A 23,479-nucleotide genomic window follows, 5' to 3' on the forward strand; every position below is an offset into this window, starting at 1 on the left:
CGGGGGCGCGGTGGGCCGGATAGGCTCGCCGCGCCCTTTTTTCGTTCAGGGCGGGCCGGAGACGATTTCGGCCCGTGGAAACGCTTTCTTCACCCTGTTCGCGCGATCCTCACCCCTGCCATGGTCATTCGTCGCCGCGTCCGCGCCATCGTCGTCCCCGCCGTCCTCTGGACGGTCTCGGCGCTCGTCGTCGGCTATTTCGTGCATCAGGCCGAGAGCGGTAGCCGCGGCCTCGAAGCCAAGCGCGCTCTGAAGGTCGAAGCCTACGGGCTCACCCAGGAGCTGAACGTCGCCAAGGCGGAGCGGGCGACCTGGGAGCATCGCGTCTCGCTGCTGCGCAGCGAGCAGATCGACCGCGACCTCTTGGAGGAGCGGGCCCGCGTCGTTCTCGGCCGCGTCCACGCCAATGATCTCGTCATCATCGGCCCTTGAATTTTTATTTCTGCTGAATTGAGCTCTTAAAAGTTTCGTTTGCACTGTCTTTTCGGCCCGGCCACCGGTGCAACCGTGACGGTAACAGCATTTGGTGGCTGTCAGCACGCCCCTCGATTTCCGCAAATCGCTGCCCTAGAACCCCTGCAACAGCGTGATTGCGGGAGGACACCGATGGGTGCGGCGAGCGAGGCGGGGAAACCTGCGGCGGGTACAGACGCGCCGCAACATCGGCCGGCCCCGAATATTCCCCAGTTCACGAAAGACGAAGATCTCCACGCCTATCGCGAGATGCTGTTGATCCGCCGCTTCGAGGAGAAGGCGGGCCAGCTCTACGGCATGGGATTGATCGGCGGCTTCTGCCACCTCTACATCGGCCAGGAAGCGGTCGTCGTCGGCATGCAGATGGCGGGCGAGGACGGTGACCAGAACATCACCGGCTACCGCGACCACGGCCACATGCTGGCCTGCGGCATGGACCCCAAGGGCGTGATGGCCGAGCTGACCGGGCGCCGCGGCGGCTATTCCCGCGGCAAGGGCGGCTCGATGCACATGTTCAGCCGCGAGAAGCAGTTCTTCGGCGGCCACGGCATCGTCGGCGCGCAGGTGGCGCTCGGCACCGGTCTCGCCTTCGCCGACGCCTACCTGAAGAACGGCAAGGTCAGCTTCACCTATATGGGTGACGGCGCGGCCAACCAGGGTCAGGTCTACGAGAGCTTCAACATGGCGGCTCTGTGGAAGCTGCCGGTGGTCTACGTCATCGAGAACAACCGCTACGCCATGGGCACCTCGGTGGCCCGCGCCTCGGCCCAGACGGACTTCTCCAAGCGCGGCCTCTCCTTCGGCATCCCCGGCGAGCAGGTGGACGGCATGGACGTGCGCACGGTCCGCGAGGCCGCGGCGCGCGCCATCAATCACGCCCGCTCGGGCGAGGGGCCCTACATCCTCGAGATGCAGACCTACCGCTATCGCGGCCACTCGATGTCCGACCCGGCCAAGTACCGGTCGAAGGACGAGGTCTCGAAGATGCGCGACGAGCACGACCCGATCGAGATGGTGCGCAAGCGCCTGCTCGAGGCGCACGGCGTGCCCGAGGCCGAGCTGAAGAGCGTCGATGCCAAGGTCCGCGAGATCGTCAACGAATCCGCCGACTTCGCGACCCACGATCCCGAGCCCGATCCCTCGGAACTCTGGACCGACATTCTCCTCGAAGCCCGCGCCTGAACGTCTCCCCGACACGCCTCCGGCCGATCGCGGCCGGCGGCTCCGGCGGGGCTTTCGCAGAAGCACGCCAGCAAGAACAAGCCCGACCGACGCACCCGGATCGATAGAGCAGCGCATATGGCGACCGACATCCTGATGCCCGCCCTCTCTCCGACCATGGAGGAGGGGAAGCTCGCCAAATGGCTGAAGAAGGAGGGCGACCCGGTCAAAGCCGGCGACGTTCTCGCCGAGATCGAGACCGACAAGGCGACGATGGAGGTCGAGGCGATCGACGAGGGCATCCTCGCCAAGATTCTCGTTGCCGACGGCACCGAGAACGTGGCCGTCAACACGCCGATCGCGATCATCGCCGAAGAGGGCGAGGACGTCTCGGCGGCGGCCGCGAGCGGCGGCAAGGGCAAGCCGAACGGTGCCTCGGACGGCGGCGCGCCGGCCCCGACCCCGGACATGCAGGCCGAGGGCATGGCGGAGAAGTCCGCTGCCACCGCCAAGACTGGTGACGACGCGCAGAAGGCCCCGGCCTCGCCCGCCGTCATCACCAACAAGGCGCCGGACCCGGTGATGGAGGAGTTCCCGGCCGACTCGCCGATGAAGACCATGACCGTGCGCGAGGCCCTGCGCGATGCCATGGCCGAGGAGATGCGCAAGGACGACAAGGTCCTCGTGATGGGCGAAGAGGTCGCCGAGTATCAGGGCGCCTACAAGATCACGCAGGGGCTGCTTCAGGAATTCGGCGCGCGCCGCGTCGTCGACACGCCGATCACCGAGCACGGCTTCGCCGGCATCGGCGTCGGCGCCGCCTTCATGGGCCTCAAGCCCATCGTCGAGTTCATGACCTTCAACTTCGCCATGCAGGCGATCGACCACATCATCAACTCGGCGGCCAAGACGCTCTACATGTCCGGCGGCCAGCTCGGCTGTCCGATCGTGTTCCGCGGCCCCAACGGCGCGGCCGCCCGCGTCGGCGCCCAGCACAGCCACGACTATGCCGCGTGGTACTCGAACGTGCCCGGCCTCAAGGTGATCGCGCCCTACACGGCCTCCGACGCCAAGGGTCTGCTCAAGGCGGCGATCCGCGATCCCAACCCGGTGATCTTCCTCGAGAACGAGATCCTCTACGGCCAGTCGTTCCCGGTGCCGGAGATCGAGGATTTCGTCCTGCCGATCGGCAAGGCGCGCATCCACCGCCCCGGCAAGGACGTCACCATCGTGTCCTTCTCCATCGGCATGACCTACGCCCTGAAGGCGGCCCAGGCGCTCGCCGAGGAGGGCATCGAGGCGGAGGTGATCGACCTGCGCACGATCCGCCCGATGGACAGCGCCACGGTGGTGGAATCGGTGAAGAAGACCGGCCGCTGCGTCTGCGTCGAAGAGGGCTTCCCGCAATCTGGCGTCGGCGCCGAGATCGTCGCCCGCCTGATGGTCGATGCCTTCGACTACCTCGACGCTCCGGTGCTGCGGGTGACCGGCAAGGACGTGCCGATGCCCTACGCGGCCAACCTCGAGAAGCTGGCTTTGCCGAGCGTGGCGGAAGTCGTCGAGGCCGTCAAAAGCGTCTGCTACAAGTAAATACAGCTCGATGTCAGAGAAATTCGAAGAACTCGAGATCCCGCCCGACGCCCTGGAACAGGGTGGGATCGAGATCGTGCGCGCCTCGATCGTCGATGGCGCCGTGAGCGTCGCGCTGCGGCGGGCCTTCGACGATCCAGCGACCTGGGGCCGCCTGCTGATCGACCTCGCGCGGCAGGCCGCTCGCGCCTACGCCATGGAAGCGGATCTCTCGGAGGAGGAAGCCTTCGAGCGCATCCGCGCCGGGTGGGAGGCGGAGAGCCTCGACCCCAACAATCCCCTCAACTGATCCTCCCTCAAGGCCGCTCGGGAACGACACGATGCCGATCAACGTCCTGATGCCCGCGCTCTCCCCGACCATGGAGAAGGGCAACCTCGCCAAGTGGCTCAAGAAGGAGGGCGACGCCATCAAGTCCGGCGACGTGATCGCCGAGATCGAGACCGACAAGGCGACGATGGAGGTCGAGGCGGTCGACGAGGGCGTTCTCGCCAAGATCCTCGTGGCCGAAGGCACCGCCGACGTGCCGGTCAACGAGCTGATCGCGCTGATCGCCGAGGAGGGCGAGGATCCGGGCAGCGTCGAGGCGCCGAAGGGCGGCGAGGCCAAGGGCGAGGCGAAGACCGCGCCGGTCGAGCCGAAGGGCACCCCCGATCAGAACGCCGCGCCCGATGGTGCGCACGCCTCCTACGCCCGGGTCGATCAGGCCCCCGAGGGTGCCAAGCCCAACGGCGCCGCGCAGCCCGGAGCCTCCGGCGGCCGGGTCTTCGCCTCGCCGCTGGCGCGCCGCATCGCCAAGCAGGAGGGCATCGATCTCTCGGCGGTGAAGGGCTCCGGTCCGCATGGCCGCGTGATCCAGCGCGACGTGCAGGCGGCGATCGAGGGCGGTACGGCCAAGGCCGGCGCCGCGGCCAAGCCAGAGACCAAGGCTGCCACTCCGGCGGCGGACAAGCCTGCTCCCAAGGCGGCCCCCGCCGGTGGAGCGCCGGCCGGGCTCAGCCTCGATCAAGTGAAGGGCTTCTACGAAAAGGGCAGCTTCGAGGAAGTGCCGCTCGACGGCATGCGCAAGACCATTGCCAAGCGCCTCACGGAGGCGATGCAGGTCGCGCCGCACTTCTACCTCACCGTCGACTGCGAACTCGACGCGCTGATGAAGCTGCGCGAGACGCTCAACGGCTCGGCCGGTAAGGACAAGGACGGTAAGCCGCTGTTCAAACTCTCGGTGAACGACTTCGTCATCAAGGCGATGGGCCTCGCGCTCACCCGCGTGCCCGCCGCCAACGCCGTGTGGGCCGAGGATCGCATCCTGCGCTTCAAGCATGCCGAAGTCGGCGTCGCGGTCGCGATCGATGGCGGCCTGTTCACTCCGGTGATCCGTAAGGCCGATCAGAAGACGCTCTCCACCATCTCCAATGAGATGAAGGACTTTGCGGGCCGGGCGCGCGCCAAGAAGCTGAAGCCGGAAGAGTACCAGGGCGGCGTCACCTCGGTGTCGAACCTCGGCATGTTCGGCATCAAGCACTTCACCGCGGTGATCAACCCGCCGCAATCGACGATCCTTGCTGTCGGCGCCGGAGAAAAGCGCGTCGTCGTCAAGGACGGCGCTCCGGCGGTGGTGCAGGCCATGACCGCAACGCTTTCCTGCGATCACCGCGTCCTCGACGGTGCCCTCGGCGCCGAGCTGATCGCGGCCTTCAAGGGCCTGATCGAGAACCCGATGGGGATGCTGGTCTGAGAGCGCCCGACACGAAGCACCACTCTTACCTCATGAGGGCGGGCAGATAGTCGGTTAGGGACGAGGCGCTTCGGCGCCTTCCCTATCCCGCCGACCCTTGTTGTCATCCGTTCCGCCGCCGTCGCCCGAACAGCCCGCTTTCACCCCTGCCTCCTCCTTCAAGCGGAGGGGAAGAGGAGCCCCTGATGTCCGAAACCTACGACGTCCTCATCATCGGCGCGGGGCCCGGCGGCTACGTGACCGCGATCCGCGCGGCACAGCTCGGTTTCAAGACCGCCGTGGTCGATCGCGAGCATCTCGGCGGTATCTGCCTGAACTGGGGCTGCATCCCGACCAAGGCGCTGCTGCGCTCGGCCGAGATCTACCACTACATGCAGCACGCCTCCGATTACGGCCTCTCCGCCAAGGAGGTGAGCTTCGACACGGCGGCGATCGTGAAGCGCTCCCGCGGCGTCTCGGGCCGGCTCAACGGCGGCGTCGGCATGCTGCTGAAGAAGAACAAGGTCGACGTGATCTGGGGCGAGGCCGCGATCGACGTGGCCGCCAAGGGCAACGAGCCCGGCAAGGTGACGGTGAAGGAGACGAAGCGGGCCGAACCGCCGAAGGGCGCGAAGGGCGCCGGAACATACGCGGCCAAGCACATCATCGTCGCGACCGGCGCGCGGCCGCGCGTGCTGCCCGGCATCGAGCCCGACAAGAAGCAGATCTGGACCTATTACGAGGCCATGGTGCCGGAGGCGATGCCCAAGAGCCTGCTGGTGATGGGCTCCGGCGCGATCGGCATCGAGTTCGCCTCGTTCTACCGCACCATGGGCGCCGAGGTGACGGTGATCGAGCTGCTGCCGCAGATCCTCCCCGTCGAGGATGCGGAGATCGCCGGAATCGCCCGCAAACGCTTCGAGAAGCAGGGCATCAAGATCCTCACCAGCGCCAAGGTGACGAAGGTCGAGAAGGGCGCGAACTCCGTCACGGCCACGGTTGAGGACGACAAGGGCAAGACGCAATCCCTCACCGCCGAGAAGCTGATCTCGGCTGTCGGCGTCGTCGGCAACATCGAGAATCTCGGGCTGGAGAAGCTCGGGGTGAAGATCGAGCGCGGCATCGTCGTCACCGACGGGCTCGGGCGCACCAACGTGCCGGGCGTCTACGCCATCGGCGACGTCGCCGGCCCGCCGATGCTCGCCCACAAGGCGGAGCATGAGGGCGTCATCTGCATCGAGACCATCAAGGGCCTGCACACCCATCCGATGGACAAGGGCAAGATCCCGGGCTGCACCTATTGCCACCCGCAGATCGCCAGCGTCGGCCTCACCGAGGGGAAGGCGAAGGAACTCGGCTTCTCGATCAAGGTCGGCCGCTTCCCCTTTGCCGGCAACGGCAAGGCGATCGCGCTGGGTGAGCCGGACGGCCTCATCAAGACGATCTTCGACGCCAAGACCGGCCAGTTGCTCGGCGCCCACATGGTCGGCGCCGAGGTCACCGAGCTGATCCAGGGCTACGTCGTCGCCATGACGCTGGAGACGACGGAGGAAGAGCTGATGCACACGGTGTTCCCGCATCCGACGCTCTCCGAGATGATGCACGAGAGCGTGCTCGACGCCTACGGACGGGTGATCCACACCTGATCGAAACCGACACACCTTGAGGCTTCGAGGGGCGCACAGGATCGGGCCGGAGGCCGGTGTCCTGGGCGCCCCTTGTCTTTGGCGCTCACTCCGACTGCCCTCGATCCTGCAGCGACCCGCGCGGAAAAATCATTTCGCGGTTGAAGTTGGTAAGGATGCCGGCCGAATACCTTCCAGTTGAACTTCAGAAACGCAGGCACGCCGTATACCAGGGGATGTGCGCCCTGGTTGCGAAAGCCCACCCACTCATGATCCTACGAGTTCTTCTGCTCGTCGCCGGCCTTGGAGCGGTCTATTTCTCTCTGGCGATGCTGAAGGTCCACCTCTACGTGACCCTGCTGCTGCTGTTCCTGTGCGCCGGGCCTCTGAGCTACCTCGTCTTCCGCGAGGAGCCGGGAGAGGCGGAGTCGGGATCGCGCGATCCTTGAAAAAAAGGGCGAGACCGCCCCGCGGTCGCTCCCCTCATGGCTTCACCGGCGCGGGTCGCGTCAGCGGGGACCGCCGCCGCGGCGCATGGCGATCTCCTGACCCTCTTGGTTGATCGCGCCCGAAGGCGCATCCTGCTGATTGGGAACCGGATTCATCCCCTCGTCCGCGGTGCGCGACGCGGGCCGGCCGGAGGCCGGATCACCCGCGGCGCGCTTCAGGGCGAGGGCGCGGCGTGCCCCGCCAACGGTCCGGCGACGGGCATCCGCGTTGCGGCGGCGCTCGTGCTCCTTGCTGACGCGCTTGACCGCCGCAGCGAGCAGGGCCGCCTTCTCGCGGGTGCCGGTGTTATCGGAAGCACGGCTCGCGCCGGAGGGCGCGGCCTTGCCGCGCAGTTCACGCCGCTGGCGGCGGGACACGTCGCGGGCACGGTCGCGGCGCTCGCGCAGCAGGCGGATCAACTCGGGCAGAGCCTTGTCGTCCTCTGCATCCAGTTCGGGATGGTGCGACCGCTTCACCAGATCGATCTCGCCGGCATCCAGCAGCCGCGCCTCACGGCGTCGCGATACGGACATTGTCTCTCCCGGTCCCTTCGGTTCGCCTGTCGAGCGAGCGGCGCAGGGCGCCGAGGCTCCATCGCCAACATCCCTGACTCGCGAAGGTTGCCTCGGCCGACCCGCCTTCCGTCGGCGGATGCGCCTAGGGCGGACCGAGGCGACGCGCGGAGGCGATGCCGGGCACCGCCATCAGCGCCAGCATCGCGGCGGCGGCAAACAGCAGGGTGTGGCCAAGGGCGCGCCACGCCACCACACCCGCGACGCCGCCGGCCAGGAAGGCGGCCACGGTCACGCCGTAGAGCCGGATCTTCTCGACATCCGGCCCCATCCCGCGGCCGCGCCGGGCGAGACGGGAGCCGAGCCCGATACCGAGATCCGTCACCATGCCGGTGACATGGGTGGTGCGCACCCGGGCATCGGTGATCTGGGTGACGGTCGCGTTCTGGAGGCCGAGCAGGAAGCTGAGGCCCGTCACGAGCACCGGCCCGTACACGGCCTCCGGCATCCAGGCACCGAGAACCCCGAGGCCGGCCAGCAGCAGCGCTTCCGTCAACACGCTGTAGGCGTAGATGCCGCGCAGGCGGTGATGGCGCCCGGCGCCGATGAGCAGCGTCGCGCTCACGGCTCCGGCCATGAAGGCGCCGACGAGAGCGACGGCCGGCAGGGCCAGCGCCAGTTCGCCGAGGCCGAGATGGTCGGCAAGGGCCGAGACGTTGCCGGTCATGTTCGAGGAGAAGGTGCCGAAGGCGCAGAAGCCGGCGGCGTTCAGCGCTCCGGCGATGCCGGCGAGAGGCCACGCGAGTCGCCGGTCGATGCCGGGAGTGCGGGCTTGGCCTTCGTGAACGAGCATCGGGCGGGGTCTGCGGTCGGGGCGGTTTGCGGCAGGAGCATCTTACTCCCGGCAATCCTTATACAAACCGTCCGCCGCCCGTGGCTGAGGTTCGGCCCCTCCCTGCGCACGATGATGCGGATCTAGGGAGCATGGGTCCTATCGCCTGCGTGGGCCTGCTCGCAAGCCGTCGAAGGCGCGTCGAAGGCGCTTGGTGCAGAGGCTTATGATGACGGCGTCCCTGGCTCGGGCGATCGGACCGGCCTTGCCGTCCTGCCGAGCCCCGCCGAGCTGAAACCGCGCTGCGCCCGCGGCGTTGGCTCCTCATCGCAGAAGGCCGGCGCGGCGCAGGGGCACGAGATGACGAAGTCGAAGATGGCAAAGGGCTGCTGCGGTCTCCTGATCGCCGGTCTCGGCGCTGCCGGCGCACCTGCCCTGGCGCAAACGGCGGCCGGCACGGGCCTGCCCTCCGGCTTCACCGCCCCCGGGCTGCCGTTCGGCCCCACTGCGACGGTTGCTACGGTGGCGGCCCCCACGCCGACCATGGCTCTTGCCAATCCCGGCGGCTTGAGCTTCGGCGGTGCCTCCGGCGTCTCCGGCCTCGGCACTTCGACGCCCGGGACCGTCGGCAGTGCCGGCGGGCTCAGTTTCGGCGGCGGCATGACCGCTGCGACGAGCGTCGGCGGTGGAGCCGGCGCAGCCAGTGCATCCGGAAGCCCAACGCGCCGGCCGCTCGACGATGTGACCGGCAGCGTCGGATCGGGCGGGGGAGGGGGAGCGCCCGCGGGCGCCGGCATTTCCGGCGGCGCGGGCTTCTCCCGCCGGCCCACCGATGCCTATTTCGATCCCCTCTCCGGCTCCGGCCTGCGCTGAGAGCATGGATTCGCGCACCGCCGGGCGCCTCGGGCCGGATGTCCACAGCCTCGACCGACCCCGGTAAGATCTCGTTAACCTATCCGGTATGTTCTATCTTCGTTCTCATGCCGAGTCGGAGAGAGACCATGCCCAAGCCCATGCCCCAGACGGTCGAGCGGAGCCGAGGCGCGTTCACCCCCGCCGCCGGACCGGGACAGGAGAGAACGGAATCCTGCCCGGTGGAGGAGATCGCCCAGGCCTATCTCAGCGACACGCAGGGCGATGCGGGGATTGCCCTGCGCTGCGCCATCACCGACGCCCTGTCCGATCTGATGGAGGCGGAGCGCCGCGCCCGCGAGAACAGCCGCCTCATTTCCCGCGGCTTCGTGCGCAGTGCGGCGCCCCGCTGGTGATCTCGGTTGTAAATACCTGGGGACGCACCGCTTGAAGCGGCGCTTGGGTGGCGCATGTTCGCAGGATCGAAGTTCGGGACGACGGATATGCGCTTCCCTCTCCTCGCAATTGTTGCGGGACTCACGCTGGCCGCCGGAACCGTTTCGGCGCGGGCCGACCTCCTCATCGCCGTCGACAAGGATGCTCAGCGCATGAGCGTCGTCGTCGATGGCGCGGCGCGCTACGACTGGCCGGTCTCGACGGGCGTGGCGGGCCACGACACGCCGAACGGGAGCTATCGTCCGTTCCGCATGGAGAAGACCCATTTCTCCCGCGAATGGGACAACGCGCCGATGCCGCACGCGATCTTCTTCACGCAGGTCGGCCACGCGATCCACGGCACCACGCATACCCGCCGCCTCGGCCGCGCCGCCTCGCATGGCTGCGTCCGCCTCTCGCAGCGCAACGCCGCGACCCTCTTCGCTCTGGTGAAGCAGCAGAAGATGGCCAATACCCGCGTCGTCATCGAAGGCAGCGTCGCCGACGCCCCCATCGCCGAGACCCAGCGCCCGGCTCGGACGCGCTCGGCCCGCCGCGGCAGTGACGACGGCTTCGTTCCGGTGCGCGCGCGGGGACGGAGCTGGGAGGACGAGGCCTACGGGCCGCCGGTGCGGCGCCGCTCTCCGGACGTGTTCGACGACGGCTACGGCGCGGGCGTCGGATACGGCGACCTTTACTGAGGGGCGGCTCCGCGCGTCGGGGCCGCTCCTCGCGGAATAAGGCGCAGCGTTCGATTCAGTTCGAGGCGGCCGCGCCGGTCACCCGCCACACCGCGTTCCCGACATCGTCCGTCACCAGCAACGCGCCGCTCTTGTCGAGCGCCACACCCACGGGCCGACCTTGCGCTTTCTCGTCGGCGTTGAGGAAGCCGGTGAGCACATCGACGGGCGCGCCCGCCGGCTTTCCGTCCTTGAACGGCACGTAGATCACCTTGTAGCCGCTCTTCGGCCGGCGGTTCCACGAACCGTGCTGGGCAACGAAGAGACCGCTTTTCCAGGCCTCAGGCAGGTTCGCACCCATCGAGAAGGCGATGCCGAGGGAGGCGGTGTGCGTGCCCACGGCGTAGTCGGGCGCCACCGCCGTCTTCACCTTCTCCGGCTGCGGCGGCTGCACCCGCGCATCGACGTGCTGGCCCCAGTAGCTCCACGGCCAGCCGTAGAAGGCGCCTTCCTTCACGCGCGTGATGTAGTCGGGCACGAGGTCGCTGCCGATCTCGTCGCGCTCGTTCACCGCCACCCACAGGTCGCCGGTTACCGGCTCGAAGGCGAGGCCGTTCGGGTTGCGCAAGCCCGTGGCGAACTCGCGCATCGCCTTTGAGGCGAGGGAGTATTCCCAGATCGCGGCGCGGCCCTTTTCGATGTCGAGACCGTTCTCGCCGACATTGCTGTTCGAACCGACGGTGATGAACAGCTTGCTGCCGTCGGGGCTCGCAACGACATTCTTGGTCCAGTGGTGATTGATGCCGGAGGGCAGATCCAAGACCTTTTCCGGGTTCGCGGTGATCTCGGTCTGGCCCTCCGCGTAGGGCACGCGCACCAGGGCGTCCGCATTCGCCACGTAGAGGTCGGACCCGACCAGGGCCATGCCGAAGGGCGAGGTCAGCCCCTTCAGAAAGACGTGGCGCTCCTCGGCGACACCGTCTCCATCCCGATCGCGCAGCAGCACGATGCGGTCGGCGCTCGCGCCGCCGGCCCCGGCCATGCTCTTCACCTTGTCGGCGACCCAGTCGATGACGCTGGTGGAGTGATCGCCGGATTTCGGCGCCTGGCTCTCGGCAACCAGCACGTCGCCATTCGGCAGAAGGTAGGGCCAGCGCGGATGATCGAGTCCGGTGGCGTAGGCGGCGACGGTCAGCCCCTCGGCCGGCCGCGGCTTGGCGCCGTCGCTCCAACGCGCCACCCGGGCGATGTTGACGGTGGGCATGAAGGTCGGGTTCGGCGCCGGCAAGGTCGGGTTCGACCCGCTGCTGGCCGCCACGTCGAGCGAGGCGGATTCCGGGTAGGCGACGAAGCGCAGGAAGGCCGCGCCGCCGAGCAGCACGACGGCGAGCGCGGCAAGGCCGACCTTGGCGGAGGTACGCATCGGAGACTTCCCGGAAGGGAGGATCGGCCTGAGAGGCGATCAGACGGCGGTGACGGCAGGCTGCGCGGCGGCCTCATCGGCGCCCGGATGGCGGCGGGTGGAGTAGTAGAGGCCGATCGCGTTCCAGAATGCGTCGCGCTGCTCGTGGGTAAAGCGCTGGAGCGAGGCTTCCAGTTCGGCGCGGCCGGCCGCGGCGGCTTCCTCGCGCATCCGCTCGTCGAAAGCGGCCGGCGAGTCCATGCCCGTGTCCATCATGGTCCGGCCCTCCGCTGACGACGATCCAGCGCTGACAACGCCGGAGCATGCCACTCCGTTCAATCGGATGCATGAGCGGGTCGCGCGGGGCTGCGGCGGGTGGCGTGTGCCAAACGACACACCCCCCTGGATTCAGAGTCCAGGCTTAACAGTTTCTTTGCACCTGTGGGCGGAATGGTCCAGCTTGGACAGCCAGCGTCGTCAGCCTACAGGAGCCTGCATGCAAGCCGACCGGACCCTCCGTCTTCTCTGCCTCTTCGGGCTAGCGCTGACCGGTTCGGGTCTTGGAGGATGCGGTCTGCTTCCGCACCAGGCGGAGCTGACCACGGGTTCGATCGCGACGAACGCCAAGGTCGTGCAGGCACCGACCGCCGCCGACAAGGAGTGCCTCGCCCGAGCGATGTACTTCGAATCGAACCGCAGCGACGAGGACGGGCTGTTCGCCGTCGGCACGGTGGTGATGAACCGCCTCGATGCGCCGGCCTATCCCGGTCGGATCTGCGAGGTCGTCGGCCAGAAGCGGCAATTCGCCAACGGCGTGCTGACTAAGCCCGTGCGTGAGCAGGACCGGCCGCGGCTGGAGAAAGTTGCCGATGCGCTGCTCTCGGGCAAGCGCCACGATGGTGTCGGCCCGGCCCTGCACTTCCACACCGCCGGATACAAGTTCCCCTACACCAACATGCACTACGTCGTCGCGGCCGGCGGCAACGTGTTCTACGAGAAGAGCGATCGCGAGGGTTATCTGCCGGCGGTGCAGCCCCGCGCGGTGGTGCAGACGGCCTCGGGCCGCCTGATGCCGCTCCAGGTCGCCGCCACCAATGCCGGCATGATCGGCCTGCCGCTGACCGGCCGTGTCCAGCCGACGCTGACCGCCGAGTATTCGGCGCCGACCGCGCCCGAGCTGCGCATCCCCGGCCCGGCCCGCTACGCCTCCGCTCCCGGCCGCGACAAGAACTAGAAACTGTCACAGCGCATGGTTACGGCCGGGGCGGGTTGTCGCCCCCGCCCTATGCGTCGAGGGCGGGAGGCCTTAAGTCAGGGACGCGGCCGGGGGTTGCCCGGTCCGGCTCCCGTGAGGCTCACCCCGCATCGCCATGGCCGTCGTCCTCGATCTCCTGAACAACGACACCCGGCCCAAGGCGGACGCGCCTGCGCGCCCCCGCCATCCCGAGAAGGCGCACCGGCCGGACACCGCGATCCAGCGCAAGCCGGACTGGATCCGCGTGAAGGCCCCGGGGTCCAAGCTCTGGGCCGAGACCAAGGATATCGTCCGCGCCAACAACCTCGTGACCGTCTGCGAGGAGGCGGGCTGCCCCAATATCGGCGAATGCTGGGAGAAGCGGCACGCCACCTTCATGATCATGGGCGACACCTGCACCCGCGCCTGCGCGTTCTGCAACGTGCGCACGGGCCTGCCGGAATCGCTCGATGCGGCTGAGCCGGAGAAGGTCGCCGACGCGGTGGCCAAGCTCGGCCTGCACCACGTCGTCGTCACCTCGGTGGACCGCGACGACCTCAAGGATGGCGGCGCCGAGCATTTTTCGCGGACCATCGCCGCGATCCGCCGGGCGAGCCCCGGCACCACCGTCGAGATCCTGACGCCCGACTTCCTGAGGAAGCCCGGCGCCCTCGAAGTGGTGGTCGCGGCCAAGCCGGACGTGTTCAACCACAACCTCGAGACGGTGCCCGGCAAGTACGTCACCGTGCGGCCCGGTGCCCGCTACTTCCACTCGGTGCGCCTGCTGCAGCGGGTGAAGGAACTCGATCCGACGATCTTCACCAAGTCCGGCATCATGGTCGGGCTGGGCGAGGAGCGGAACGAAGTCGTGCAGCTCATGGACGATCTGCGCTCGGCAGAGGTCGACTTCCTCACCATCGGCCAATATCTGCAACCGACCCGCAAGCACCATGAGGTCGTGCGCTTCGTGCCGCCGGACGAGTTCAAAGCCTACGAGACCACAGCCTATGCCAAGGGCTTCCTGCTGGTCTCGGCGACGCCGCTCACGCGGTCGTCGCATCACGCCGGCGAGGATTTCGCCCGGCTGAAGGCGGCGCGTCTGGCCAAGCTCGGGCCCGCTCCCGTCGCCGTCAACGCCTGAGCCCGCATGCCCTCCTTCCGCATCACGAGGAAAGTGCGTCACTCGGCGACGCAGATGTACGATCTCGTCGCCGATATCGAGCGCTATCCCGAGTTTCTGCCGCTGTGTGAATCGCTGCGGGTGCTGCGCGACGCGGAGGGGCCGAACGGCACCCAGGTGCGCGTCGCCGAGATGGGCGTCGGCTACAAGGCGATCCGTGAGCGCTTCACCACCCGCGTGAGCCTCGACCGCGAGAACCGCAAGATCACCGCCGAATACATCGACGGCCCGTTCAGGCACCTCGAGAACCGCTGGTCGTTCCGCGATGCGGAGGGTGGCGGCTGCGAGGTCGATTTCTTCATCACCTACGAGTTCAAGAGCCGGACGCTCGGCCTCCTGATGGGCACGATGTTCGACCGCGCCTTCCGCAAGTTTACCGATGCCTTCGAGGGCCGCGCCACCGCGATCTACGGCGCCCCCGCCTGACTAACGCCCCTTGCGCGCGGCCAGCAGGATGCTGGTCTCGGAATTGGCGATGCCGTCGATCTGACGGATCGTGCGCAGCAGCGCGTCGAAGGCACCGAGGGTCGGCGCTTCGATCTCGGCGACGATATCCCAGCGCCCATTGGTGGTGTGAAGCGCCCGGATCTCCGGCAGGCCGGACAGGCGGCGGATCACGCCCTCGGCATGGCGCCCGTCCACCTCGATCAGCGTCACCGCGCGCACGCCTTCGGGCTCCGGATCCCGCACCGTGACGGTGAAGCCGGTGACGATGCCAGTGGCCACCAGCCGGTCGAGCCGCGCCCGGGCCGTCGCCCGCGTCACGCCGAGGGCCGCGGCGAGCTTGGCCACCGGCATCCGCGCATCGGTCCGGAGCAGGGCGATCAGCCGGCGATCGGTCTCGTCGAGCATGGACTTACCAGTGTGAGCAGCCGAGCTTAGCAGAGTGGGCAATGGCCTGTCCCGATCGCGCATTTCAGCGGCTGTCGGCTGTCCGCTTCCTTCGGCCATGCTCGCTCCGAGGACAGTCTCGGGAGACGGACGTGACACGCTACATCGGCACCGGCGAGATGGCGGACTTGCTGCGGCGGGAGGGTGCGGAGCCGATCCTGCGCCGCCTCGTCGCCGGCCTGCGATCCGATTTCCGGCGCTGGCCGGACTTCGATCTCGCCCCGCGCCTCGCCAACCATTCGGCCGGCGGGGTCATCGAGCTGATGCCGATCGCCGATGCGCGGAGCTACAGCTTCAAGTTCGTCAACGGCCATCCCGGCAACACCCGGCTCGGCAAGCAGACGGTCGTCGCCTTCGGCGTCCTCGCCGACATGGCGACGGGCTATCCGCTGCTCGTCTCCGAGATGACCGTGCTGACGGCCCTTCGCACCGCGGCGACCTCAGCCCTCGCGGCCTCCGTGCTGGCCCGGCCCGGAAGCCGTTCGATGGCCCTGATCGGCACCGGCGCCCAGGCCGAGTTCCAGGCGCTCGCCTTCAAGACGGTGATCGGCATCGACGAGATCCGGCTGTTCGACGTCGACCCGGCGGCCGTTGCCAAGGCGCGGGCCAATCTCGACGGTTGCGGTCTGCGGCTCGTCTGTGCCGGCTCCGTCGCCGAGGCGGTGGCGGGCGCCGACATCGTCACCACCGCGACCGCCGACAAGGCCCGCGCCACGATCCTGACGCCGGACCTCGTGGAACCGGGCCAGCACCTCAACGCCATCGGCGGCGACTGCCCCGGCAAGACCGAGCTGCATGCCGACATCCTGCGGCGCACCCGCACGGTGGTGGAGTACGAGCCGCAGACCCGCATCGAGGGCGAGATCCAGCAGATGCCGGCGGACTACCCCGTGACCGAGCTCTGGCGGGTGCTGCGCGGCGAAGCATCGGGCCGCGTCGCGGCCGATGACATCACGCTGTTCGACTCGGTCGGCTTCGCTCTGGAGGACTTCTCGGCGCTGCACTGCCTCCGGCAGATCGCCGGCGCGGGGCCGGATCTCGACCTGATTCCGGACATGAGCGATCCGAAGGATCTGTTCGGATCGGTGTTTTCGCGAGGCGCGGCGTTCGAGCGGGCGGCATGAGCCGCCGATCGCTCACGCCGCGTCGGCGGCGCGCCGCTGTGGAACAGTTGAGTAGTCCGTTTCCGCCTGGGCCTTGGAGAGATCGTAGCCGGCTTGAAAATTGAGCCAGAACTGCGGGGTTGTCCCGAAGTAGCGTGCAAGACGAAGCGCCGTATCTGCGGTGATGCCGCGCCGCTGCCGAACGATCTCGGTGATGCGGTTGGCTGGAACACCGATCTCGACCGCGAGCTGGCGGGCACTGAGACCGAGTGGTTTGAGGTATTCTTCCGACAAGTACTCGCCAGGATGCGTCCGAACTCGAATCATGGGACAAACTCCTGCTGAGCCAAAATGGGTTTAATGATAATCAACGATCTCGACATTCTCCGGGCCTGACTCAGTCCACCGGAAACAAATCCGCCACTGATCGTTGATGCGAATGCTGTACTGCCCCGCTCTGTCCCCGCGCAAAGCCTCAAGCTTGTTGCCCGGCGGGCTGCGCAGATCGTCCAGCACGACGGCGTAGTCCAAAGCATCAAGCTTCCGCCGAGCAATTCGCTCGAAGGCGCGCCACTGACGGTGGCAGACGCCTTCCTCGAACAGAGAGCGTGTGCGCTTGTCGGCGAAGCTTTGAATCATGCCCGTCGCCACATGATACGCGCAACGTACAACGACGGGCGTGCATGAACAATGCTGACGAAGGCGACAGGACGAGCCGCAATCTCTATCGCTCGAAAAACCGCCTCGCCCGCGCCTCCAGCAAACGCACCAGCGCCGGCTCCATGAAGGCATAATCGTCGCGCACGTTCAGGCAGACGATCCGGGCGTGTCGCAACGCCGGACCGAAGCGGCGCGTCAGCTTGCGCCGATGCGCGCGCTCCATCACCGCGATGGTCTCGGCCCAGGCGAGATGGTCGACCTCCACCGGCTCGTCGGCGTCGTGCGAGACGCCCGCCGAGGCGGTCTCGAGGCCAGGCCATCGTGAGAAGATCTGCTCCGCGGTCGGACTGCGGGCACGAGCCCGGCCGCAGACGAACAGGATCCTCACGCGCTCTCCGCCAGCACCGATTGCCGCTCGAACAGGGCGCGATAGGCTCCGTTCGGGCGCCGCATCAGCGCAGCATGCCGCCCGTCCTCGACGATGCGGCCGCGGTCGAACACGAGGATGCGGTCGAGGGCGCGCACGGTCGAGAGGCGGTGGGCGATGACGAGGGCGGTGCGCCCGCGCATTAGCCGCTCCATCGCCTCCTGCACCAGCGCCTCCGATTCCGAGTCGAGGCTGGAGGTCGCCTCGTCCAGGATCAGGATCGGCGCATCCGCCAGGAAGGCGCGGGCGAGCGCCACCCGCTGCCGCTCACCGCCGGAGAGCTTTACCCCGCGCTCGCCCACCGGCGTGGCATAGCCCTTCGGCAGCCGCGCGATGAACTCATGCGCGTTGGCGAGCCGCGCCGCTCGCTCGATCTCGTCGGGCGAGGCGCCGGGCCGGCCGTAGGCGATGTTCTCGGCGAGCGAGCGGTGGAACAGCACCGGCTCCTGCGGCACGATGGCGACCTGCGCCCGCAGGCTCGCCTGCGTCGCCCCCGCCACGTCCTGCCCATCGATGAGCACGCGCCCGCCGCTCACGTCGTAGAGCCGCTGGATCAGCTTGACGAAGGTCGTCTTGCCCGAGCCCGAGCGTCCGACGAGGCCGACGCGCTGGCCCGCCGGGATCGTCACCGCCAATCCGTCGTAGAGTGGCTGGCCGTGGTCGCCGTAGTGGAAGCGCACGTCGTCGAAGCGGATCGCGCCGCCATCGACGGCGAGCGGCACCGCGCCGGGGTGGTCGGCGACGCCCGCCGGCTCCGCTTCGAGGGCGACCAGCTCCTCCATCTCGTTGACCGCGCGCTGCAGGTGGTTGATGTGCCCGCCGATGTCGCGGAGGTAGCCGTGCACCACGAAGTAGGTGGTGAGCACGTAGGCGACCTCGCCGGGGCTCGCGCGGCCGTGCCACCACAGCCAGAGCGCCGTGGCGACGATGGCGGTGCGGAAGGCCAGCAGCAGTCCGAGCTGCGCCGTGCCGCTCCACGTCACGATCATCCAGGTGCGCCGGGTGCGCCGCCGCCACTTCGACAGGACGCGCGCCAAGCGGGCGTCCTCCCGCGCCTCGGCGCCGAAGGCCTTCACCACGGCGTTGTTGCCGATCGTGTCGCTGAGCGCCCCGCCGAGCCGCGTGTCGAGGGCGTTCGACAGCGTCGCCGCGGGCGCGATCACCCGCGTCGCCAGGACGATCGCGGTGCCGACATAGGCGAGCGCCCCGAGCCCGATCACCGCCCCCATCGCCGGCCAGTGCAGGCCGAGCACCACCGTCGTGCCCGCGAGCACGACGACGGAGGGCAGGATCGAGAGCAGCAGCACGTCGTTGAGCCCGTCGAGCGCCCACATGCCGCGGGAGATCTTGCGCACGGTCGAGCCCGAGAAGGTGTTGGCATGCCACTCCGTCGAGAAGCGCTGCACGCGGGCGAAGCTGCGGCTCGCGATGTCGGACATCGTGCCGAGCGTCAGCGGGACAACGAGGCTCCAGGCGACGTGGCGCAGAACCACCGTCGCGAGACTCAACAGGGTCATCGCGAGGAAGGCCGGCATCGCCGCCTCCAGCGCCGCCTCCCGCTCCGCGCCCGCCAGCGCGTCGACGAGGCGCCCGGCATAGAGCGGCAGCATGACGTCGGCGAGGGTGGCGAGCGTGATCGCGGCCACGAGGCCCGACACGAGACCGAGGCGTTGGCGCCAGCCGCGGACGACGAAGGCCAGCACGCGGCGGACAGCGTCCGCGCGGCGAGGAGAAGTCAGGGACATGGAAGCGCCCGACGGCGAAGCGTCGGCTCCGAAAGGCGCGGGTGCCGCGCTCTCGAAGCACGGTCCGGCGAGATCAGATCAGGAAGGGTGCGTGCGCCGAGCGGGCCGTCAGGCCGGGCGGCGGAGGAATGCGCCTAGGCGATTCCGGCAGGAGATCCAGCGATTCCTGCACGACGGGAGACGATGCCGACTACCATGCTGCGCCCCCCTGTTCGAACGCGACCGAATCGATTGGTAATGAACGATGACCCGATTTGCAACGTCGAAGACGGCTTCACGCCGCGCTTCGACTTGCCCGGGTGGCGGGATGACGGCGCCGATCAGTCAAACCTTGTCCGAACACTCGAAATCAGGACGCCACCGGATCGGTACGGCCAAGTCTTTACACCGTTGCGCCGGGCTGTCTCTCATCACGCTGACGCGGCGCCGCCGGACCAGCAGGCAAATCGAGCGGTATCCGGGCCCTTCGCCCGCACGCGGAAGACGCACGACGACGGCTCCCGACAGGCCGTCGCGACGGGGTGAAAGCCTGATCCCTCATCGACTTCGCTGCGTCGCACTGGTCGCGCGCCACGGCCGGGCTAATTGAGACGCTTCAAGACTGGAAGCGGGCCCGGGAGCCTCCTCCGCATGACCTTCCACCTGACACTGACCGTCAATGGTGAGTCCCGCGCGATCGACCTCGACGATCCGCGCGTCACCCTCCTCGATCTTCTGCGCGAACGGCTCGGCCTGACGGGCTCGAAGAAGGGCTGCGACCGCGGCCAGTGCGGGGCCTGCACCGTGCTCGTGAACGGACGGCGGGTGAATGCCTGCCTCGCGCTGGCGGTGAGCCTGGACGGCGCCGAGATTCTGACCATCGAGGGCTTGGCCCGCGGCGAGCAGCTCCACCCGGTCCAGGCCGCCTTCATCGAACATGACGGCTTTCAATGCGGCTTCTGCACGCCGGGCCAGATCATGAGCGCCGTCGGGCTGATCCGCGAGGGCCATGCCGGCGACGATCCCGAGCGGATACGCGAGGGCATGAGCGGCAATCTCTGCCGCTGCGGCGCCTATATCGGCATCACGCAGGCCGTGCTCGAGGCGCAGGCCCGTCTCTCCGCCGAACAAGGAGAGGCCGCGTGAACCGCTTCGATTACGTCCGGGCGGGCAGCGTCGCCGAGGCCGTCGCCGCGGCTGCCGAGCCCGGCGCGGCCTATCTCGCCGCCGGCACCAACCTGCTCGATCTGATGAAGGGCGGCCTCACCCGCCCCGGTCGCCTCGTGGATGTGACGCACCTGCCCGGTCTCGACCGGATCGAGCATCTGCCGGACGGTGGCGTGCGGATCGGCGCCCTCGTGCGCAACAGCGACCTCGCCTACGACGCGGGCTTCGCGAAAGCCCATCCCGCGGTGGCCGAGGCGCTGCTGTCGGGGGCCTCGGCGCAGTTGCGCAACGCCGCCACGGTCGCCGGCAACCTGCTGCAGCGAACCCGCTGCCCCTACTTCTACGACCCGGCCAGCGCCTGCAACAAGCGGGATCCGGGCGCGGGCTGCGACGCCCGCGGCGGCGAGACACGGCTTCACGCCGTGCTCGGCTGGAGCGAGCACTGCATCGCCACCCACCCTTCCGATTTCTGCGTGCCCCTGGTCTCGCTCGATGCCGTGCTGGAGATCGAGGGCCGGGCGGGCGCCCGCGAGGTGCCGCTCGAAGCGCTCTACCGCCTGCCGGACGACCGGCCGGACCGCGAGACCGTGCTCGAGCCCGGCGACCTCATCGTCGCCCTGCGTCTGCCGCCGCAGGCCGCAGCCTTCGCCGGGCATTCCCGCTACCTGAAGGTCCGGGACCGGACGTCCTACGCCTTCGCCGTGGTCTCGGTCGCGGCCTCGCTGCGGCTCGACGGCGGGGGCATCGGCGAGGCGCGGATCGCGCTGGGCGGCGTCGCCCTCAAGCCCTGGCGCGCCCGCGCCGCCGAGGCGGTGCTCGCCGGCGCAGAACCGAGCGAAGCGAACTTCCGCGCCGCGGCGGATGCCGCCCTGACGGACGCCCGGCCCTCCGGCGATAACGCCTTCAAGATCGAGCTGGCCCGCCGCCTGATCGTGCGCACGCTCGCACGTGCCGCCGCTGGGACGCCGGACCGCATGCCGGCGCTTCCGGCCTCCGCCTTCTCGGGAGACGCGCTCCATGCCTGACATCGCCTACGAGCAGGCCCGGCACGGGTCGAGCATCGGCCAGCCGCTCACCCGCCGCGACGGTTTTCTCAAGGTCACCGGCGGGGCGACCTACGCTGCCGACAACCGGCCGGAGGGTCTCCTCCACGCCGTGGTCGCGGTGAGCCGCATCGCCCGCGGCCGGGTGACCCATCTCGATGTCGCCGCGGCCAAGGCCCATCCGGGCGTGGTCGAAGTGATGACGGGTGCCAATGCCCCGCGGCTCGCCCAGGATCCGGACGCGAAGGACAATCCCTTCATGTTCCGGCTCGACCTGCTCCAGAACGATCGGGTCCGCTACGCGCACCAGCCGATCGCGGTGGTGATCGCGCAGACGCTGGAGGCCGCGACCGAGGGCGCCGAGCTGCTGGCACCGCGCTACGAGGTCGATCCGCCGCGGATCGGGCTCGACGCGGAGGCGCCGCAGGCGCCGGAGGTCGTCGGGGCCGGCGACAAGGCCGTCGCCGCCCGAGGCGATGTCGAGGCCGGGCTGGCGCAGGCGGAGCGGACGGTCGAGACGACCTACGAGACCCCGGCCCAGTATCACAACGCTCTCGAGCCGCACGCCATCGTGGCGCAGTGGGACGGCGACCGGCTGATCGTCGACACGCCGAGCCAGGGACTGGCGATGGCCAAGATGCGGCTCGCCGGCCTGTTCGGCCTCGATCCGAAGAAGATCCTCATCCGCTCACCCTTCCTCGGCGGCGGCTTCGGCTCGAAGGGCTCCCTGTCCGGGCCGCAGGTGCTCGGGGTGATGGCGGCGAAGCTCGTCGGCGCGCCGGTCAAGCTGGTGCTGCGCCGGGAGCAGATGTTCGGCCCCGTCGGCCACCGCGCCGAAACGCGGCAGACGCTGCGGCTCGGCACCGATGCGTCGGGGGCGCTCACCGCCCTCGACCACCACACGCTGACAGCGACGAGCCGCTACGACGACTTCTACGAGCCGGCCAGCGCCATTTCCCGCTACCTCTACGCCGCGCCCGCTGTCTCGACGCGCCATTCCGGCGTGCGGGTCGATACCGGCACGCCGCTCTTCATGCGCGCGCCGGGCGAAGCTTCGGGCAGCGTCGCGCTGGAGGGCGCCGTCGACGAGATGGCGGAAGCCTGCGGCCTCGATCCGCTGGAATTCCGCCTCAGGAACTACGCCGAATCCGAGCCGATCTCCGGCCGGCCCTTCTCCTCGAAGGCGCTTCGCGAGTGCTACGCGCAAGGGGCGGCCCGGTTCGGCTGGGACAAGCGGGCGAAGCAGCCGCGATCGATGCGCGATACCGCCGGCCGCCTGATCGGCTACGGCATGGGCACCGCCCTGTTCCCGGCGCTGATGATGCAGGCCGAGGCGCGGGCCGAGATCCGCGCCGACGGCACGGGCACCGTTGCCCTCGGGGCGCACGACATGGGCCAGGGCGCCTGGACCGCCCTGGCGCAGATCGCCGCCGACGGTCTCGGGATCGACCTCGACCAGCTCGACTTCCAGAGCGGGACCTCCGATCTGCCCAATGCCGGCATCGCCGGCGGCTCGGCCCATACGGCCACCGCCGGCTCGGCGATCCACTCGGCCGCCGCGTCGGTGCTGGCGCAGCTCGCGGAACTGGCCACCAACGACGCGCGCTCGCCCCTCTACGGAGCCGGCAACGCGGGCGTCTATGCCCGCGGCGGACGGCTGGTGCGCCGGGACGACGAGGGCCGCAGCGAGGCGTTCTCGGAGATCCTGAACCGAGCGGGTCGCGCTGCGATCTCGGCGCAGGGGCAGGGCGCCGCCGATCCGGCCTCGCGAGAGGCCTACGCCATGCACGCCCACGGCGCCGTCTTCGCCGAGGTCAGCGTCGATCCCGATCTCGGCCAGATCCGCGTCACCCGCCTCGTCGGCGCCTTCGCCGCGGGCCGGATCGTCAACCCGCGGCTCGTGGAGAGCCAGTATTACGGGGGTATGATCTGGGGCGTTTCCTTCGCGCTCCACGAGAACGCGGTGGTCGATCCGCGCTCGGGCCGCGTGATGAACGCCAATCTCGGCGAGTACCACGTGCCGGTGAACGCCGACGTGCCCTCGATCGAAGCGATCCTCGTGGAGGAGCATGACCCGCACGTGAACCCGCTCGGCATCAAGGGTGTGGGCGAAATCGGCATCACCGGCACGGCGGGCGCCATCGCCAACGCGGTGTATCACGCGACGGGGATCCGGGTGCGCAAGACGCCGATCACGCTGGACCGGTTGCTGGGCTGATAGCGCTGCCGGTCGCCCTCCAACCCGCGCCTCCAGCCTGAAGTGCCGCGGAGCGGCCTCGACGGATC

The 23,479-nt window shown here is 68.9% G+C and carries 26 protein-coding genes; 17 read left to right on the forward strand and 9 right to left on the reverse strand.

All coding sequences use genetic code 11. The annotated features are described in order from the left end of the window. Nucleotides 1-120 precede the first annotated feature (120 nt). The 7 genes from HNR51_RS08295 to HNR51_RS08325 all read left to right on the forward strand — a co-directional run bounded on the left by HNR51_RS08295 (nucleotide 121) and on the right by HNR51_RS08325 (nucleotide 7,011). A complete protein-coding gene (locus tag HNR51_RS08295) occupies nucleotides 121-432 on the forward strand; it encodes an FtsB family cell division protein (protein ID WP_012454783.1) in 312 nt (103 codons plus the stop codon). A gap of 174 nt (nucleotides 433-606) precedes the next feature. Further along, the gene (pdhA, locus tag HNR51_RS08300) at nucleotides 607-1,656 is read left to right on the forward strand and encodes a pyruvate dehydrogenase (acetyl-transferring) E1 component subunit alpha (RefSeq protein WP_182554638.1); all 1,050 of its coding nucleotides are present in this window, start codon (nucleotides 607-609) and stop codon (nucleotides 1,654-1,656) included. 117 nt (nucleotides 1,657-1,773) lie between these two features. Next, on the forward strand, nucleotides 1,774-3,225 hold the full coding sequence (locus HNR51_RS08305; RefSeq protein WP_182554639.1) for a pyruvate dehydrogenase complex E1 component subunit beta: 1,452 nt from the start codon (nucleotides 1,774-1,776) through the stop codon (nucleotides 3,223-3,225). A gap of 10 nt (nucleotides 3,226-3,235) precedes the next feature. Further along, nucleotides 3,236-3,514, forward strand: coding sequence for a DUF5076 domain-containing protein (locus HNR51_RS08310; protein ID WP_012454786.1), 279 nt, complete (start codon nucleotides 3,236-3,238; stop codon nucleotides 3,512-3,514). A 31-nt stretch (nucleotides 3,515-3,545) separates the two neighbouring features. Then, nucleotides 3,546-4,958: a pyruvate dehydrogenase complex dihydrolipoamide acetyltransferase gene (locus HNR51_RS08315; RefSeq protein WP_182554640.1), complete on the forward strand. Its 1,413-nt coding sequence runs from the start codon at nucleotides 3,546-3,548 to the stop codon at nucleotides 4,956-4,958. A gap of 185 nt (nucleotides 4,959-5,143) precedes the next feature. Further along, on the forward strand, nucleotides 5,144-6,583 hold the full coding sequence (lpdA, locus tag HNR51_RS08320) for a dihydrolipoyl dehydrogenase (RefSeq protein ID WP_182554641.1): 1,440 nt from the start codon (nucleotides 5,144-5,146) through the stop codon (nucleotides 6,581-6,583). A 248-nt stretch (nucleotides 6,584-6,831) separates the two neighbouring features. Then, a complete protein-coding gene (locus tag HNR51_RS08325) occupies nucleotides 6,832-7,011 on the forward strand; it encodes a hypothetical protein (RefSeq protein WP_141951722.1) in 180 nt (59 codons plus the stop codon). 60 nt (nucleotides 7,012-7,071) lie between these two features. Here the strand turns inward: HNR51_RS08325 and HNR51_RS08330 are convergent, their stop codons facing one another. Together HNR51_RS08330 and HNR51_RS08335 are read right to left on the reverse strand one after the other, a co-directional pair. Continuing rightward, the gene (locus tag HNR51_RS08330) at nucleotides 7,072-7,584 is read right to left on the reverse strand and encodes a hypothetical protein (RefSeq protein ID WP_182554642.1); all 513 of its coding nucleotides are present in this window, start codon (nucleotides 7,582-7,584) and stop codon (nucleotides 7,072-7,074) included. Between the two features lie 124 nt (nucleotides 7,585-7,708). Then, on the reverse strand, nucleotides 7,709-8,416 hold the full coding sequence (locus HNR51_RS08335) for a YoaK family protein (RefSeq protein ID WP_182554643.1): 708 nt from the start codon (nucleotides 8,414-8,416) through the stop codon (nucleotides 7,709-7,711). Between the two features lie 339 nt (nucleotides 8,417-8,755). On the opposite strand from HNR51_RS08335, the gene HNR51_RS08340 reads away from it, so the two are divergent. The 3 genes from HNR51_RS08340 to HNR51_RS08350 all read left to right on the forward strand — a co-directional run bounded on the left by HNR51_RS08340 (nucleotide 8,756) and on the right by HNR51_RS08350 (nucleotide 10,383). Beyond that, nucleotides 8,756-9,268 carry a 1,3-beta-glucanase gene (locus HNR51_RS08340; RefSeq protein WP_182554644.1) on the forward strand — a complete coding sequence of 171 codons (513 nt, stop codon included), beginning with the start codon at nucleotides 8,756-8,758 and terminating at the stop codon, nucleotides 9,266-9,268. 128 nt (nucleotides 9,269-9,396) lie between these two features. Next, the gene (locus HNR51_RS08345) at nucleotides 9,397-9,663 is read left to right on the forward strand and encodes a hypothetical protein (protein ID WP_152277313.1); all 267 of its coding nucleotides are present in this window, start codon (nucleotides 9,397-9,399) and stop codon (nucleotides 9,661-9,663) included. An 87-nt stretch (nucleotides 9,664-9,750) separates the two neighbouring features. Then, complete coding sequence (locus tag HNR51_RS08350; protein WP_182554645.1) at nucleotides 9,751-10,383, forward strand: L,D-transpeptidase; 633 nt, start codon at nucleotides 9,751-9,753, stop codon at nucleotides 10,381-10,383. A 55-nt stretch (nucleotides 10,384-10,438) separates the two neighbouring features. Here the strand turns inward: HNR51_RS08350 and HNR51_RS08355 are convergent, their stop codons facing one another. After that, nucleotides 10,439-11,785 (reverse strand): PQQ-dependent sugar dehydrogenase, encoded by a 1,347-nt coding sequence (locus tag HNR51_RS08355; RefSeq protein ID WP_182554646.1) that lies wholly within the window; start codon nucleotides 11,783-11,785, stop codon nucleotides 10,439-10,441. 39 nt (nucleotides 11,786-11,824) lie between these two features. Continuing rightward, nucleotides 11,825-12,040: a hypothetical protein gene (locus HNR51_RS08360; RefSeq protein ID WP_182554647.1), complete on the reverse strand. Its 216-nt coding sequence runs from the start codon at nucleotides 12,038-12,040 to the stop codon at nucleotides 11,825-11,827. A gap of 220 nt (nucleotides 12,041-12,260) precedes the next feature. Between HNR51_RS08360 and HNR51_RS08365 the strand changes: the two genes are divergently transcribed. The 3 genes from HNR51_RS08365 (at nucleotide 12,261) to HNR51_RS08375 (ending at nucleotide 14,604) form a co-directional block, all read left to right on the forward strand. Then, nucleotides 12,261-12,998, forward strand: coding sequence for a cell wall hydrolase (locus HNR51_RS08365; protein ID WP_141951729.1), 738 nt, complete (start codon nucleotides 12,261-12,263; stop codon nucleotides 12,996-12,998). Nucleotides 12,999-13,134: 136 nt separating this feature from the next. Next, the gene (lipA, locus tag HNR51_RS08370; RefSeq protein WP_182554648.1) at nucleotides 13,135-14,139 is read left to right on the forward strand and encodes a lipoyl synthase; all 1,005 of its coding nucleotides are present in this window, start codon (nucleotides 13,135-13,137) and stop codon (nucleotides 14,137-14,139) included. Nucleotides 14,140-14,145: 6 nt separating this feature from the next. Next, the gene (locus tag HNR51_RS08375; protein ID WP_012454799.1) at nucleotides 14,146-14,604 is read left to right on the forward strand and encodes a type II toxin-antitoxin system RatA family toxin; all 459 of its coding nucleotides are present in this window, start codon (nucleotides 14,146-14,148) and stop codon (nucleotides 14,602-14,604) included. Here the strand turns inward: HNR51_RS08375 and HNR51_RS08380 are convergent, their stop codons facing one another. After that, entirely contained in the window at nucleotides 14,605-15,030 is a 426-nt protein-coding gene (locus tag HNR51_RS08380; RefSeq protein ID WP_012454800.1) for an Lrp/AsnC family transcriptional regulator, read from the reverse strand. Between the two features lie 131 nt (nucleotides 15,031-15,161). On the opposite strand from HNR51_RS08380, the gene ocd reads away from it, so the two are divergent. After that, nucleotides 15,162-16,193 (forward strand): ornithine cyclodeaminase, encoded by a 1,032-nt coding sequence (gene ocd, locus HNR51_RS08385; protein WP_182554649.1) that lies wholly within the window; start codon nucleotides 15,162-15,164, stop codon nucleotides 16,191-16,193. Nucleotides 16,194-16,205: 12 nt separating this feature from the next. Here the strand turns inward: ocd and HNR51_RS08390 are convergent, their stop codons facing one another. The 4 genes from HNR51_RS08390 to HNR51_RS08405 form a co-directional block, all read right to left on the reverse strand. Then, complete coding sequence (locus HNR51_RS08390; protein WP_012454802.1) at nucleotides 16,206-16,499, reverse strand: HigA family addiction module antitoxin; 294 nt, start codon at nucleotides 16,497-16,499, stop codon at nucleotides 16,206-16,208. 30 nt (nucleotides 16,500-16,529) lie between these two features. Beyond that, a complete protein-coding gene (locus HNR51_RS08395; RefSeq protein WP_182554650.1) occupies nucleotides 16,530-16,811 on the reverse strand; it encodes a type II toxin-antitoxin system RelE/ParE family toxin in 282 nt (93 codons plus the stop codon). 85 nt (nucleotides 16,812-16,896) lie between these two features. Beyond that, nucleotides 16,897-17,220: a low molecular weight protein tyrosine phosphatase family protein gene (locus tag HNR51_RS08400; protein ID WP_182554651.1), complete on the reverse strand. Its 324-nt coding sequence runs from the start codon at nucleotides 17,218-17,220 to the stop codon at nucleotides 16,897-16,899. Next, nucleotides 17,217-19,004 carry an ABC transporter ATP-binding protein gene (locus tag HNR51_RS08405; protein WP_182554652.1) on the reverse strand — a complete coding sequence of 596 codons (1,788 nt, stop codon included), beginning with the start codon at nucleotides 19,002-19,004 and terminating at the stop codon, nucleotides 17,217-17,219. The genes HNR51_RS08400 and HNR51_RS08405 overlap by 4 nt, the downstream gene beginning before the upstream one ends. A 630-nt stretch (nucleotides 19,005-19,634) precedes the next feature. Between HNR51_RS08405 and HNR51_RS08410 the strand changes: the two genes are divergently transcribed. Genes HNR51_RS08410 through HNR51_RS08420 form a run of 3 tightly spaced genes read left to right on the forward strand, consistent with a single transcriptional unit; the run spans nucleotide 19,635 to nucleotide 23,411 of the window. Then, nucleotides 19,635-20,129, forward strand: a complete 495-nt coding sequence (locus HNR51_RS08410; RefSeq protein ID WP_012454806.1) for a (2Fe-2S)-binding protein — start codon at nucleotides 19,635-19,637, stop codon at nucleotides 20,127-20,129. Next, nucleotides 20,126-21,175: an FAD binding domain-containing protein gene (locus HNR51_RS08415; protein ID WP_182554653.1), complete on the forward strand. Its 1,050-nt coding sequence runs from the start codon at nucleotides 20,126-20,128 to the stop codon at nucleotides 21,173-21,175. Before HNR51_RS08410 ends, HNR51_RS08415 begins: the two co-directional genes overlap by 4 nt. Further along, a complete protein-coding gene (locus HNR51_RS08420; RefSeq protein WP_182554654.1) occupies nucleotides 21,168-23,411 on the forward strand; it encodes a xanthine dehydrogenase family protein molybdopterin-binding subunit in 2,244 nt (747 codons plus the stop codon). Before HNR51_RS08415 ends, HNR51_RS08420 begins: the two co-directional genes overlap by 8 nt. Nucleotides 23,412-23,479: the final 68 nt, after the last annotated feature.

It is taken from the genome of Methylorubrum thiocyanatum, assembly GCA_014138645.1.
Taxonomy (GTDB): Bacteria; Pseudomonadota; Alphaproteobacteria; order Rhizobiales; family Beijerinckiaceae; genus Methylobacterium; species Methylobacterium thiocyanatum.